Source organism: Salinimonas profundi (assembly GCF_014750655.1).
Lineage (GTDB): Bacteria > Pseudomonadota > Gammaproteobacteria > Enterobacterales > Alteromonadaceae > Alteromonas > Alteromonas profundi_A.
In genome coordinates, this window is sequence record NZ_JABBXD010000002.1 from 142,056 (window position 1) to 156,987 (window position 14,932).

General features: G+C 48.5%; 7 protein-coding genes and 1 tRNA gene. 5 read left to right on the forward strand and 3 right to left on the reverse strand.

The genetic code is table 11. The features are described from left to right. Positions 1-276: 276 nt before the first annotated feature. The 3 genes from HHX48_RS05095 to HHX48_RS05105 all read left to right on the forward strand — a co-directional run bounded on the left by HHX48_RS05095 (position 277) and on the right by HHX48_RS05105 (position 6,435). Entirely contained in the window at positions 277-3,102 is a 2,826-nt protein-coding gene (locus HHX48_RS05095) for a TonB-dependent receptor (RefSeq protein ID WP_191022860.1), read from the forward strand. 45 nt (positions 3,103-3,147) lie between these two features. Then, entirely contained in the window at positions 3,148-5,094 is a 1,947-nt protein-coding gene (locus HHX48_RS05100; RefSeq protein WP_191022862.1) for a glycoside hydrolase family 97 protein, read from the forward strand. A 267-nt stretch (positions 5,095-5,361) separates the two neighbouring features. Beyond that, positions 5,362-6,435, forward strand: coding sequence for a hypothetical protein (locus HHX48_RS05105; protein ID WP_191022864.1), 1,074 nt, complete (start codon positions 5,362-5,364; stop codon positions 6,433-6,435). 192 nt (positions 6,436-6,627) lie between these two features. Here the strand turns inward: HHX48_RS05105 and HHX48_RS05110 are convergent, their stop codons facing one another. Then, a complete protein-coding gene (locus HHX48_RS05110; RefSeq protein WP_191022866.1) occupies positions 6,628-8,616 on the reverse strand; it encodes a hypothetical protein in 1,989 nt (662 codons plus the stop codon). Positions 8,617-8,830: 214 nt separating this feature from the next. Between HHX48_RS05110 and HHX48_RS19030 the strand changes: the two genes are divergently transcribed. Together HHX48_RS19030 and HHX48_RS05120 are read left to right on the forward strand one after the other, a co-directional pair. Then, on the forward strand, positions 8,831-12,196 hold the full coding sequence (locus tag HHX48_RS19030) for an nSTAND1 domain-containing NTPase (RefSeq protein WP_191022868.1): 3,366 nt from the start codon (positions 8,831-8,833) through the stop codon (positions 12,194-12,196). A 187-nt stretch (positions 12,197-12,383) separates the two neighbouring features. Beyond that, complete coding sequence (locus tag HHX48_RS05120) at positions 12,384-12,905, forward strand: hypothetical protein (RefSeq protein ID WP_191022870.1); 522 nt, start codon at positions 12,384-12,386, stop codon at positions 12,903-12,905. A gap of 459 nt (positions 12,906-13,364) precedes the next feature. Here HHX48_RS05120 and HHX48_RS05125 read toward each other — a convergent pair. Together HHX48_RS05125 and nadA are read right to left on the reverse strand one after the other, a co-directional pair. Further along, positions 13,365-13,455: transfer RNA gene (locus tag HHX48_RS05125), tRNA-Ser, on the reverse strand. 98 nt (positions 13,456-13,553) lie between these two features. Then, entirely contained in the window at positions 13,554-14,612 is a 1,059-nt protein-coding gene (gene nadA / locus HHX48_RS05130; protein WP_191022872.1) for a quinolinate synthase NadA, read from the reverse strand. Positions 14,613-14,932: the final 320 nt, after the last annotated feature.

The window sequence follows — 14,932 nt, forward strand, 5'->3', positions numbered from 1 at the left end:
TATCAGCATAACGCTACCAGCGCTGACCCGAGTGCTCAAATTTAGAATGTAACGAAATACTGCCCTGACGAAAGTAATATATCGCGTTCACCTCTGAGTAGTTTTCTTTTTCAACTTTCTATTGACAGTAAACATTAAGTTAACGTAACGTTAATTATATTACAATAATATTGTATTTTTGTTATATGCGTCATCAACTTCTGACCAGCGTCGTGTTTTATTCAATAATTCTGTTGCTCAGCTTTCGAAAGATAATCTGAAAGAATAGGTCTTACTATGAAATCTAAATTGCACGCTACCCACCCTTCTGTATCCTCTTCGCGGCTTTCGCTCACCGCACTTTCAATCGCGCTTAGCCTGGGTAGTCTGACCGTCCATGCACAGGAGTCGAGCGACGCGCAAGAACAGGATGTTGAGGTTATTCAGGTAAGTGGTATCAGAGGAAGCTTACAACGCTCTGTTTCATTGAAAAGAAACTCAAACCAGATTGTTGATGCCATCTCGTCAGAAGACATTGGTCAGTTTCCTGATACCAACCTGGCAGAATCATTACAGCGTATTTCAGGTGTTGCTATTGACCGTAGCGGTGGTGAGGGTCAGTCAATAACAGTGCGTGGCTTTGGCCCTGAGTTTAATACGGTGTTACTTAATGGCAGAAGACTGGCATCGGATACAGGTGCCCGCTCCTTTAATTTTGATGTGCTGCCTGCCGAACTAGTATCTGGTGTAGAAGTTTATAAGTCCCAACCTGTACATTTGGATGAGGGAGGTATTGGATCTACGGTCGTGATGAGAACACCGCGTCCGTTAGATTATGACGGTTTCAAGGCTGTATCATCGATAAAAGCACAGTACGAGGCGCTATCAGATGAAACCAGCCCTCAGTTTTTTGGCATGGTCAGTGACACATTTAACGATGATACGGTGGGCGTGTTAGTTTCATTGACACAGCAAAAGCGTCAAAACCGGATAAACCGCCTTCTTACTGACGGATATCTGGTCCTCAACCGTGACGATATGACGAATATTGCCGGTAGCCTTGCAGAACAGGGATACGGTGCAGATGAGCAGTTTTTCTTCCCGCAAAACCTGAATATTAGCCCGATTCATGAAAATCGCGAACGCACCACCTTTAGCTCCACTTTCCAGTATCGTCCTTCACAGGATGTAGAGTTTACTCTGGATGCGATGTACAGTGACTTTGAAGTTGAATCACACACCAGTAACGTCGGAATATACTTCACTCCAACGCTGATATCTGACGCCACGTTCGATTCTAATAATGTAGCGACCAGCGTTACCGAAAACAGAAATGCCGACGCTACCGAGGCACAACTCAATCGTCCTACGAACCTATATGCGGTGGGCTTCAACGCTGATTGGTGGATCAATGATCAATTCAATTTATCATTTGATACATCCTGGTCAAAGGCTGATTCTGGCGGAGCGGAAAATACTGACGTCGTTGTCGCGGGGATCGGGATACAAGACGAAAACTTCAGTACTGTTTCTTACGACGACAATGGCTACCCAACTGTAAGTGGCGTGAGCGATGAGGCATTAAGCGATCCAAGCCTGGCCAGAGCGCATTTTACATTGCGTGGTACTGGCGGCGGAGTGTTTGGCGGCGGACAGGATTTTGAGGATGAAGTGTTTCAGCAACGCGTGGATGCAACCTGGGCTGCGAATAAAGAGCATTTGGTGGAAGTCACGTTTGGCGCACAGTACTCAAAACAAGATCAATCGCTAACCATCAGGCTTTCGCCGGACAACGTGCTGTGTGCTTACTGTGGCTTTCAGGTAGATGTTCCTGATTCGCTATTCTCACAAACAGGGATCAGCAATGATTTTTTAGGGGGGATAGGAAATCTTCCTTCCAGCTGGGTATCTTTTGATATTGATGAGTTTATCAATTACCTGGAGTCCGACGAGGCGATGACAGCCAGAGACAATGCGCTGGGGCTCGAAGCAGGCAGCACGGCTGCATTACTGGAACAGTCCGGCGGTTTTGATTTGGCGGTAAGACCCACCTCATCACAGGTTGAAGAAGAAATAATGGCTGGCTACATCAATGCCGTATTTGAAGGCGAATGGAGTGGTATGCCGTGGACCTGGAATGTCGGGGCCCGTTATGTTCATACAGAAACGACTGCCATCGGGGTGTCGCAGATTCTGCAGGATTTGACATTTGCCGCTGCAGATTTATATACGCCCGTCCTTTCTGGCGAAGAAGAAGTTTCCCAGACCAACACGTATGACTACTTTCTGCCAAGTACCAATTTTAAACTCAATATTACCGATGAGCTGGTAGGACGGATAGCGCTATCCAGAACAATGACGCGGCCACCGCTGGGCTCACTGTCTCCCAGAACAACACTCGGCGCAACCCGGCCCGGTAACCTGTCGGCCAACAGCGGTAACCCCGATCTGCGTCCTTTTGTGGCAGATAATCTCGACGTTACCCTGGAATGGTATTACAGCGAAAGTGGCTATCTGACTGCCGGCTATTTCAGGAAAGATGTGGAAAACTTTTTGGTTAGTACGGTCGAAAACAGAAGCTTTCCAATTGCCGATTCTGAAAATCTGTTTGAAGGTGATCCTGTCTTTGAGGTTAGTCTGGTAGACAACGCAGAAGAAGCAACCGTGGACGGTATCGAATTGGGTGCGCAATATACCTTCGATTCTCTGCCTGGATTCTTGAGTGGGTTTGGCGTTACCGCCAATGCCACTATGGTAGACAGCAACGCCGAACTGGATGTGGGTGATACCACCCAGACTTTCGCGTTGGTGGGATTAGGCGATACCTACAACCTCATTGCATTTTATGACAAAGGCCCTTATCAGGCGCGGGTGGCATGGAACCGTCGCGATCGATTCCTGCAAACAGCACGTGGCTTTGGCGGCGAACCGACCTACGTGGCTGAATACGATCAAGTCGATGTACGTGTCAGTTATAACATCAACGAGGATATGCAGGTCTTTCTAGAAGGCATTAATGTCACTGATGAAAAAACCAGAAAAGAAGGCCGCTACAGCAATCAGATTCTGCTTCTTGAGGAGACCGGCCCTCGATACACCGTCGGAATAACGGCTTCTTTTTAACAGCATAAGACAACCCGATACTGATATTTTCTATAAGGGACAAACATGAGAAAAGCAATAGCTGGCATTCTATTAACGTTGACAGCATCCGGTGTTCAGGCGGCTCTGCCCGTTATCGTGACCAGTCCGGACGGCAATATTGAGGTGGTAATAGACAACGCCGGTGACGGACCACATTATACGGTAAAACTGGATAACCACACTTTTTTGGAGCCATCATCACTGGGGCTGAAGACATCGTTAGGTGATTTCTCAGACAATCTGACCTACGTTTCCCACCAAAACACGCAGCAAGATGAGCATTACGAGCTAATGCACGGCAAGGTGAGTAACGTGCATTATCAGGCAAACGGTGCAGTGATAACTTTCACTGGTAAAGATGATATCCAGTTAGAGATTGAATACCGGGTCAGTAATCGGGACGTGGCGTTTCGGTACAGATTATCCGGTCCGGAGACGCTGACGAGGGTCAAAGTGCTGGGCGAGGCAACCACCTTTAATCTGCCCGATGAAGCGACCACCTTTATCACACCACAAGCTTTACCCGAGACCGGCTGGATGCAAACAAAACCCAGCTATGAAGAGCCTTATACCTTTGACGCGCCCGTCACTGATTCTTCTGCAAACGGCGTAGGATATACATTTCCGGCCCTGTTTAAGAACGCACAACATGGCTGGCTTTTAATCTCGGAGACGGGTGTGGACAGTACCTATGTGGGTTCGCGCCTGGGCGAGAGTAACAAGCAAGGTGTATTTCCACTTGCCTTTCCTCAGGAGGGGGAAAATTCCGGTATCGGAGGCACGTATGCTGCTATGTCGATGCCTGCTGTGACGCCATGGCGTACTATTACACTGGGCAGTACACTTGCCCCAATCGTAGAAACGACGGTGTCATATGATTTGGTCGAGCCGCGCTATGCCGCCTCTCAGGATTATGAGATGGGCAGAGCAACCTGGAGTTGGATTGTCTGGCAGGATGACAGCATAAATTATCAGGATCAGCTCAAGTATATCGACCTTGCCGCCAAACTGAATTTTGAATATGTACTGATTGACAATTGGTGGGACCAGCGAATCGGTCGGGATAAGATAGAGAAGCTTGTGGATTACGCCAGTGATAAGGGCGTTGGCATTATTCTCTGGTACAACTCGAACGGATGGTGGAATGATGCCCCCCAAACTCCACAGGATAAGATGAATACCAGCCCGGCCAGAAGAGAAGAAATGGCATGGTTGAAAGCGATTGGCGTAAAAGGGCTTAAGGTCGATTTTTTTGGCGGCGACAAACAACAAACCATTCAGTTATACGAAGATATTTTCACCGACGCCAATGATTATGGCCTGACGATAACCGTCCACGGTAGTACATTGCCACGTGGTTGGGAAAGAATGTATCCCAATTTTGTCACATCGGAAGCGGTGTTGGCATCTGAAAACTTGGTGTTTGAACAGGATGCACTGGATAAGCATGCGTTTAATGCGACCATCCTGCCCTTTACACGTAATACCGTCGCATCAATGGATTTCGCGCCTGTCTTTCTCAATGACCGGCTTTCTAAGGAACAGAAGTCAGGGACTATCAGGAAAACCACCGATACCTTTGAACTCGCTACGGGAATTCTTTATTTCTCTCCGGTTCAGCATTTTGGCTTAACGCCTAATAATTATCATGAGCAACCCGATTACGTGCTTGAGCTACTGAAAAAAATGCCAACTGTGTGGGATGAAACTAAATTTATAGCCGGCACCCCCGGGGACTACGCGGTACTAGCACGTAAGAAAAACGATACCTGGTATATTGCAGCTGTTAACGGTGAAGACAAAAAGAAATCGATTGATGTCAATTTGCCAATGCTGTCAGGCAAGCCTGTAACGGTATATTACGATACCGCCAAAGGCGATACCAAACTACAAAAAGCGACCATCAGTAACGATGGTAATTACACATTTACGCTTCGCCCACAAGGTGGGATGGTCATCACAACACAGTAAAACGTTGTTTGTTTTTGACCAATGAAACGCTCTCTGTCTGGCAAAGCCACCGCATCAGGCCTTTGCCAGCTGTTTCATCGCTCAGAGGTTACACGAGGTGTTTTTACCTTTCATTTTCAATATGACAGGCGTATTTGACAGTTACGTCTGAACTTTCAACACGCCTTTCACCGTAGGCATAAGAAACCCGCTGTTTGCTCTTGCGCTGACTCCTCATAACTCTAACGGCTATCAGGCTATTACACGCTTGAAGCGTCAGGTGAATAAATGAAATTTTTCGTTTCAATATTATGCGTATCATTGTCTGGTATATATGCGCACACGGCTCAGGCCGATACCAGCAACTTATCTGCTGCAGTGACAGACGTTGCAGGCAAAAAGATATGTGATCGTTTGCAGAATCGGTTTCGGGGCTTACAACAAAAAAACCAAAATGAGGAAAAGGTTTATAGCGGCACGCTTTGGATACATTCATGTCAGGTCAGCTATGATGATAGCCAGCAAAACAGCATGACATTGTCACTTGGCATTAATGGCTGGCGCTGGCTGGACAGAAAAAAAGAGGTGCTGGGCGCCGATTTCAGCACCGATGAATTCGCCAGATTCAAGGTTGATGTTGATTTGACCGGCAAGGTCATTACGCACTACGCGCCCCAGACAAAACGCCTGGCTTTATGGTTCAAACCACAACAACCACCGAAGGTAAATTTTAAGGCAGCAGGTGATGTGGACATCGACAAGGATAGTATGTGGGGCTCAGCGCTGGCTGGGGCCGCAACCCTGATTGGCCAGTCTCCTGACACAATAGCCGATGAAAAGCTGGCTAAAAAGGGTGAGCAGCGATTTATGGAAAAAATAGCAGAAGGGTTTAGCGCCGCGATAGACTTTTGTTCGGGAAAAGTCATCTCGGAACTGGGTCAGCCCGATAGGAAAACCCTGCTGGGCAAACTCGACAAAGAACAATCATCCGGCTTTAAAAATGTGGATTTGGCCCCTTCTACATTTTTACTGTTCGGTCCGTATGGTGAGCAGTCCCCTTCCCTGAATCTTGTACTCAGACAAGACAACTCAGATGAATTTAAAAGTAAGTTACTTTGTGTCGATGACGCAGTTAAGCTGGCTGAGGCGTATATGACGGGCAGCGATCGAACACCGGATGTACCTTCTATTGATATCGTCAGAGAAAATGCTGAAAACGGTGATATTTCGCTTACCGGTAAGCATCAAACCTGTCCGGTTGTCGCAATGTTTGCCACAGATAAAAGCGTAAAAAAACACGCGGCATTTAAATTCAGGGTACAGGATAACGACGAGCCTAAACCATTAGCGGTATGCAAATAACAGTGCTAAACAGCAATGACAACTATCCGTTTTACTAACTTCCGGTTTGGCGTGAATTAGGGCGCTGCATCACTGTCTGGTGTGGCCGGCGGTAATGCCGATCAGCATGAAGGAAAACCGCACAAACGTTCAGCCTTACCCTTCGTCACGACCCATCCTACAACTAAACTACCCAGCCCGGCTAAAGACGGTTTATGCGGTTTCTGTATCTTTTACCTCATAAATTTCCAGCCAGTCGGCAGTTTCGGTTATCGATTGTGCGGTCAACTCACGCAGCAAAGTCTCAATCTCTTTAGCGGTGAATGCCCCGCTGCCCAGTGCAGAGATGTTGCAATGGTAACCAAGCAACACCTCCCGGGCGCTGAGGCTTCGCTGCGCGGATATTTCAAATTCAGCGTGATTACGAATTGCAAATGCCGTGGTACCAATCACAGGCAACCAGGCGGCCAGCAAACCACACAGTTTCGAGATGGTGTAATATTCCGGCAAGTAGTATGTTAGCAAAATCTTCGTGGCGACAACGATGATGGTTGCGACAAACATGCCTTCACTGATTTTAGCCAGTCGCCTGCCCATTTGCTTTGTAGCGATAGCATTGCGTGTATGGTAGTGATACTGCTCGTGTATCCAGTGCTTCTGTGTAAACCTCAACGCATCAGACAAATATGTCTGCTCCATCTTGCGTCCGGAGAAACCTGTCCAGCGTAAAACGGTTTCTGTGTAAAGGTATGCCCAACAGCGCTCAGGCCCACCGTGGCCAAGAAGGTTTCTCCCTAATACCTCTTCACTGTCCCTGAACCGGCGCATGGGAAAGTGACTGCTGAAAAGTGACAAGAATAATGTCGGTCGCAGAAACTCGGCAATACAGCGGTATTCAAGCCAGCGGTCGTGTAACCGGGTGTAGTGGTCACGTTTATAAAGGATATAAATCAGTAGTAATAGCACCATTTCTATCAGTGCACAGATAAGCGCGGTCTGTCCGTATAGCACCGGATCGGAAAAAGCGATAGCCAGTGCTGCCACCATTAACGCTGCCGCACCGAAAAGATAAATATACAGAAATGTGCTGCGGTGCATGGAAGCATAAAAACTGGCAAGGCGATCTGCACGCAAATAGGCCGCAAAATAAGCGTGGCTGGCGGGTGTGTGAAAGTTTTCGGCCTGAGGTGAATCGCCATCGTCGGCCAGCTTTGCTGATTGCGGTAATTGCGCTTCGTGTCGACGGACTTCTTGCTTAATACTGTCTGATGAAATGAGCATGCGCCTCAAACATGCAAAACCATTATGGAGAAGGCTTTTGCGGCCACGTGTCATAGTCACAGGGCCGCGATCATTAAAATCTGGCACTATTTCAGGCCTTAGCGATAAGCCCGGTTCGCTGGCAAATACATTAAAGCGCTGTAAAATTCGCCAGGTAAGGTCATTTTTTCGCACGTCGTCAGGCGCGCAGAGCAATGTATCAAATAGCAGAATATGGCCCAGCCATTTATGCAGAGCGGTCTCGGTAAAAGGTTCAGTGATGGTTTTGCCATTTTCCCGATGCATAAAATACAGCTGGCAAGCATACTCAGTATCAATCCAGATGACGGGTATCTTTTCAGATAATGCGAGTGTAGTTGTCCAGGCAGTACCATAGCCTGCCTTGTCCTTGCCATCGTATAGCGCGATCAGTACGTCACAATTTTTTACCAGCACCTCAGCGCAGTCCCGATAAGCGATATCAGCCTCTTCGCGTCTTCCGTCTAACTCGAGCACTTTCGATTCAGGTGTCCCGTAATGCGCTTTTTGCAACAACTCAAAATAGATACGCTGACTATCGGCATCAAAGTCTTTGGCATATTCACGGGCATCAAAGGGTAATACGCAGGCGAGTTCGTAATCCTCTTTGACCAGCGAAGGCTCCAGTAACAGTCGGTCAGCGCCATCGGCCATGGAAGAGATAAGCCTGAGTACAGGCTCTGCTTTTGCGTATAGTGTCTGTGCATGGGCATGCGTATGGCAGCGCTTCAGCTGTGTGTTGATCAGGCTATAAAGCGTTGTAATTTGCCTGATCAGGATATCGTTATCCTGGCTGATACTGGCATGTTCGCGATGGCCGGCAACGCCTACTCTCAAGGTCATCGGCACTAGAGGCGAATCAACAAACTGTTGATAAACAGAAGTGACAGCACGATCAGACATAATCAGTGTTCATAAAAAGATTTTCCGCTCACTGGTCGAAGAGGCGTGGACTGACAGCTAGTAGTCACAGCCATACTGCCAGATGACAAACGCCTGTTAAGCGCGAAAGCCCATGTGACTGGTTGATTTTTGAACTAGACTGTAAATATTATCATAGTCGAATATACCTCCTATGCCCACCTGCAATATTTTTGTATCCTCGCCAGGGGACGTGGTGCTCGAGCGCGCTTTAACAGCACGGGTCGTTGAGCGGCTACGAAAAATATTCGGTCATCGCAGCAAGCTCAATCTGATGCTGTGGGAAGAGCAGCCACTGGAGGCCAGAGAATCATTTCAGCCGCAACTGCCCGACCCCGCCAATGTTGATTTATTTATACTTATCTTATGGCAACGCACAGGTACATTGTTACCTGACTCAGCCATTCCTGCGCCATTAAAAGGCCCGTTAACCGGCACTGAGTATGAGTTTGTATCAGCCCGTAACGCCCAGCAAACTCAGGGCAAACCGGCAATGATGGTGTATCGCCGCACCGACCGTGCTGGTCAGAATGCAACCCCAGTGAATGCGTTTTTTAATCGACACTTCACTGACAATGAGCAGCGCTTGAGTAACGCGTATCATCAGTATAAAACCATCGGTGAATTTGAATGTTTACTGGAAAAACACCTGCATCGCTGGCTTGATGATTTTCTGCCCACGCCCACCGAAACAGAAATGCTCAATGCACGGGGATGGTACAGCGGTAACCCGTTCCAGGGGCTTAAAGCCTTTCGCTTTGAACATGCGAATGTGTTTTGCGGACGCGATGATGCAATAGCAGAGTCGCTGGAAAAGCTTAAGTTTAAAGCAGCCATGCACCAGCCGTTTCTGCTGATTGTCGGCATGAGTGGTGCGGGAAAATCAAGTCTGGCCCGAGCCGGCATTTTACCGGCGTTTTATAATCCTGATCTGTTACCGGGTAGCGGACCAGTACTTCGCGGTGTGATGCGTCCGGCGGATATTGAGGGGGATCCTTTTCGTGCTCTGGTATCAGCATTAGCTGCCAATAGCGCACAACAACTTGTTCCCAAAAATCAGATAAGTGCCACCGCAACACTGTCCAGAGACAACAAGGCGGCGTTCATTGCGCAAATCCGCGACGCACTGAATACACATCACCCTTCTTGCACACTGGTTATTCTCATTGATCAACTGGAAGAGCTTTATACATCAGCGGCTATTTGCGACGCTCATCAGAAGCGCTTTGCCGAGCTGATTGCCGCACTGGTGGAAGAATTAGATATTTTTGTTATCGCTACATTGCGCAGTGACTGTTATCACCACCTTGGCGCCACCCCGGATTTTCTTCGTCTGAAGCAACATGGTGGTCAGTACGACTTGTCGCCGCCGGCGCTCTACAACATTCGCCAGATGATTACCACGCCGGCAATGGCCGCGCACTTACACTTTGAAGAAGGTGGAAAAGGTCAGCCCCCGCTGGATGAAGTCATCGCGGATCGTGCCGCGCAGTCGCCTGAAAGCCTGCCGCTGCTTGAGTTTACTCTTACTCAGCTTTATGACATGCGCACACCCGGCGGGATGCTGACATTTCAACATTATAAGTTACTGGGGGGCATTGAAGGAGCGATAGCCAGCCATGCTGAGGCCGTTTTCAGAAGGCTCAGCAAGCCGGTGCAAAAACGCTTTGCTCATGTGTTCAATCAACTGACCAGCTGTGACCAAGACGGGCGCTATTTGAGAAAATGGGCAACCTGTGACCAACTACGAAACGATGCGAAGTCACGCCAGTTAGTGGATACGTTTTTGCAAGCCAGACTACTAGTAAGCGAAAGAAATCCCGATGGAATAGAGATCGTTACACTGGCTCACGAATCCTTGTATATTCATTGGCCCAGACTGGCCCGCTGGCTGCAGGTTAACCGGTGGCTGCTTAATCTTCGCAATCAGATGTCCGATCAGGTAACGCGCTGGCGTAAGGCTAATCGTGACCCTGCCCTGCTGCTCAACGCCGGCAAACCGCTTGATGACAGTAAAACCCTGCTTAACAGCGACCTGACCCTGACCACTGACCAGATCGATTTTATCAAGGCCTCTGAGCGTCGCGCCCGACGCGCCCGAATAGCTCGTTACGCGGCAATCGGTGCCCTTATTGCCACCACCTTATACGCCACAAGCGCGTCCTTTTCCGCCAGACAAAGTCAGCAATCCGCTGAGCGCAGTCTGGCCAAAAGCCAGGATCTCATTGAGTTTTTAATTGGTGATCTTCATACCGAGCTGGACAAACTGGGGCGGCTGGATGTGATGCAATCGGTCGGTGAAAAAGCCCTGACCTATTTTGCTGAGCTGGAGGAGACACAGACCAGCGACGCAAGTTTATTAAACCGAACTAAAGCGCTGTATCAGATAGGCAGTGTGTACATGGATAGCGCGCAATATGATAAAGCCACTCAGGCATTTGAACAAAGCCTGGTCCAGGCCAGAAAACTGACCGCACAATCGCCGGATACGTTTGATTATATTTATGAACAAGCGCAGGCAGAGTTCTGGTTAGGTTATGCAAACTGGGTGGCAAATGATCTGGATAAGGCAGAACAGCAGTTTCTGGCATACCGCGACGCCGCACTCAGGCTCAGGGATCTTGCCCCATCGCGCACTACCGCCTTAATGGAGGTCGCCTATGCAAATTCTAACCTCGGTACGCTGGCAGACAGCCGCGGCGATATTGATGGCGCTATCGCGTATTTTCTTAAAGCCGCAGAAGTTACCGTGCAGGTTGTATCGATAGCGCCTGAAAACCTTGATGCCATCGCAACCCTTGCCGATGTTTACTCCTGGCTCGGGTCTGCCCACCAAAAACAACTCAAATTAACGCAGGCACTAAGCTTTTACCGCAGTGAAAAGCAGCTTTTTGAGCAAATTGCGCGTCTGGAAAAAAGTTACCGTGCCCGCATCAATGTCGTGTTGGCGAACAACCGCCTGGCGAAAGTAGAAGTTTACAGTGGCAACCTTGATAGCGCCGTTACCATTTTCCAGGCACAAAGAGAAACCGTTGAGGAGTTGGTGCGCCACGATCAGGACAATACGCGTTGGAGAGAAATTTTAGCCTCTATCCACGCTTATCTGGGCGAGGTGTATTTGCTTGGCAACCAGTTAGCCCTTGCCGAGCAAAGCTTCAACGACAGTTTTACTGTTGATGCACGACACCCTGAACAGGGAGGTAACTACTGGACAGCAACCTATTACCATCGCCATTACTGGTACTGGCGCTTACTCAGGGCACAGGGTAAACATTCAAAAGCGCAACCGTTTGAAAAAGTGCTGTTATCAGCCAGTGATCCGGCGGCCAGACTCTGGCGCTTTCGAGTTGGCAGTTTTCTTAAGCTGCCGGACGTTGATATACCGGATAATTTGCAGGGTCCGGGCGCATTAATAGCCTTATTTGAAAAAGCATTATCAGAGCAAGATCACCAACAATTGGAGAAACTGGTTTCAAAAACACCGGAGCTTATCTGGCAGTATCCGGAACTTGCTGCGCTGCAAACGGATATACAAACCGCGCTGGCGCTTAACTCACTATGACATGGAGACCACACTATGTCAGTTGATGCACTTACTATTCTACCACCTGACGAGGGTATAACTGCGCACGCCGGTAGCTAACACGCGGGGCAACCCACACAGGGGCGTGAACGATAGACCAACACAATAAGCTTTAACAAAACGAAGAAATTTTTACGGCTTAACTACAAACTCAGAGGAATAATCAATGAAACTTACCTATGCATGGGCCTTTCTGGTATTCGCCGGTGTGCTATTAGCTACTGCAGCGCACGCCAATCCTAATGCTGTTGACGTTGAATTTAAAGCTGATGAGGATGCACCGGATAAGCTCACATTGTACCGGGATAACCAGCCTATCGATATTATTGAGTTTACAGAAGACAAAAAGTTTATACGCTTTCATTTTCCTGACGGCTACGCTGACTTTGATTTGAAAGTATTTGAGCAAAACGAAGTCGCACAAAAGCAAGAAATTATGAAAGCGTATGCTGACAATGTCCAAGCGGGTATCGAATCTTTTAATTCGCTCTGGCGAGGGCACGCATCCAGTGCGCAAAATGCCAGAGAATTTCAGGTGCACTCTGTAGCCAGCAAATTATTGGTCGTGCGTAATAAAAATGTGGATGGTACCCCGGAAGGTGTTCTGCACGATTACATCATACGATTCACTGTCAACGGCACCACCTATTTACTTGACCCGAGTATTCGAAACACGCGGCCGAACTAACCAGCAGCGATTACTTCATCTTACAAGCACGTGACATCTGGTTGGGTGAATCATGTAACGGCAACTATCGTTTTCGCGTTTCAGATTTTGCGGTGAAGGCTATCGCTGCCTTTTGTATCTGGCGAAGAGAGGGTTTCACTGGCGCCTTTCACGGTGCTCGCTCTGTGGGCAGCCTGCGGCTGTGCAAAACGGCTGTCCTGCCGTTTTGTCGAACCCTTAGACTCGGCTTCTCATTCTTACTTACTCAACAGACACAAAGGAACCGCCTCTAGGGCGGTTCCTTTGTATCTGGCGGAGAGAGGGATTCACTCGTGCCTTCCATGGCGCTCGCCCTGCGGGCAGCCTGCGGCTGTGCAAAACGGCTGTCCTGCCGTTTTGTCGAACCCGGGGTTTTCATCCCTACTCTGTTAAACACAAATAAAAAAGCCCTGCACGAGGCAGGGCTTTTTTATTTGAATCTGGCGGAGAGAGAGGGATTCGAACCCTCGATACGCTATAAACGTATACACACTTTCCAGGCGTGCGCCTTCAGCCACTCAGCCATCTCTCCAAAATGCTTTAAATATTTACTCAAAGCGCGCGTATAGTAGGTAATGTTGCCTGATGAATCAAGGCTTCTTAAGAAAAAAAGCCCTGACAGGTGATTTATTACGCAGAAGCCTGTTTGGCTTTTAGTGACGCAGAAAAGTCCAGCATACGATCCAGTGGAATCAATGCTTTTTCCCGTAACGCATCATCGACAAAAATTTCGTGCTCGTCTGTGCCTTGTGTCAGTGAATTATATATCGCTTCCAGACCGTTCATTGCCATCCACGGGCAATGCGCGCAGCTCTTACACGTTGCGCCATTTCCACCCGTTGGCGCTTCAATAAATGTCTTGCCCGGTGTCAGTTGCTGCATTTTATAAAAAATGCCTTTGTCAGTAGCAACAATAAACGTGTCGTTGCTCATCTCCTGCGAAGCTTTGATTAGTTGGCTGGTTGAGCCTACTGCATCTGCCATCTCAACCACTGAGGCGGGTGACTCTGGATGGACCAAAACTGCAGCATCAGGGTAGATGGCCTTCATATCCTGAAGCTTCTGCGCGGAAAATTCGTCGTGCACAATACACTCACCCTGCCACATCAGCATATCTGCGCCGGTTTGTTTGGCAATATACGACCCCAGGTGACGATCCGGCCCCCAGATGATTGGTTTACCCTGCTCGTCCAGATGCTCAACAATTTCCAGCGCGATGCTTGAGGTAACTACCCAATCAGCGCGTGCCTTAACCGCTGCAGAGGTATTTGCATACACCACTACGGTGTGGTCAGGGTGCGCATCGCAAAACGCTGAAAACTCGTCTACAGGACAGCCTAAGTCCAATGAGCACGTCGCTTCAAGCGTGGGCATAAACACTGTTTTCTCAGGGCTGAGAATCTTTGCCGTTTCGCCCATGAACTTTACGCCGGCAACGATAAGCTTTTGCTCATCAGCGTCGCGGCCAAATCTTGCCATTTCCAGCGAATCAGCTACACAACCGCCCGTCTCTTCTGCTAAGGCCTGAATTTCGGGGTCGGTATAATAGTGCGCGACCATCACTGCGTTTTGTTCCTTCAGCAGCGCTTTAATCTTTGTTTTTAACTCAGATTTACGCTGCTCTGATAACTGAGCAGGTTTGGCAGGAAATGGATAATCTACTTGTTCTACGCGAAATGCGACTGTCATAACGTACTGACCTGGATAAACGACAGCTAAAACGGGGGACGAAGTATACCCCACTGTCATAAAAATTTCATGCTTTTGAAATAGGGGTAAAGTGTAATATTTCAAGAGCGGCGTATGAGCTGTAGGTACGCAGTCCCCTTCCTGAAAGTTTGCCCACCAACTAGACGATGATGATTGTCGTGCTGGATGATTCGCCTGCTTCACAGCCTCACCCTGCGGGCCGTGCTAAAGCACGTTCACCCCCGCGTTGCTCGGGATGTCGAACCGCTTCGCTTACTTCTAATCCTGCGCGAGCTAAGAAAATCTTTTTGAGATAATTT

Coding starts and splice junctions, on each gene's coding strand:
- HHX48_RS05095 (WP_191022860.1), top strand. CDS start 277: ATGAAATCTAAATTGCACGCTACCCACCCTTCTGTATCCTCTTCGCGG.
- HHX48_RS05100 (WP_191022862.1), top strand. CDS start 3,148: ATGAGAAAAGCAATAGCTGGCATTCTATTAACGTTGACAGCATCCGGT.
- HHX48_RS05105 (WP_191022864.1), top strand. CDS start 5,362: ATGAAATTTTTCGTTTCAATATTATGCGTATCATTGTCTGGTATATAT.
- HHX48_RS05110 (WP_191022866.1), bottom strand. CDS start 8,616: ATGTCTGATCGTGCTGTCACTTCTGTTTATCAACAGTTTGTTGATTCG.
- HHX48_RS05120 (WP_191022870.1), top strand. CDS start 12,384: ATGAAACTTACCTATGCATGGGCCTTTCTGGTATTCGCCGGTGTGCTA.
- nadA (WP_191022872.1), bottom strand. CDS start 14,612: ATGACAGTCGCATTTCGCGTAGAACAAGTAGATTATCCATTTCCTGCC.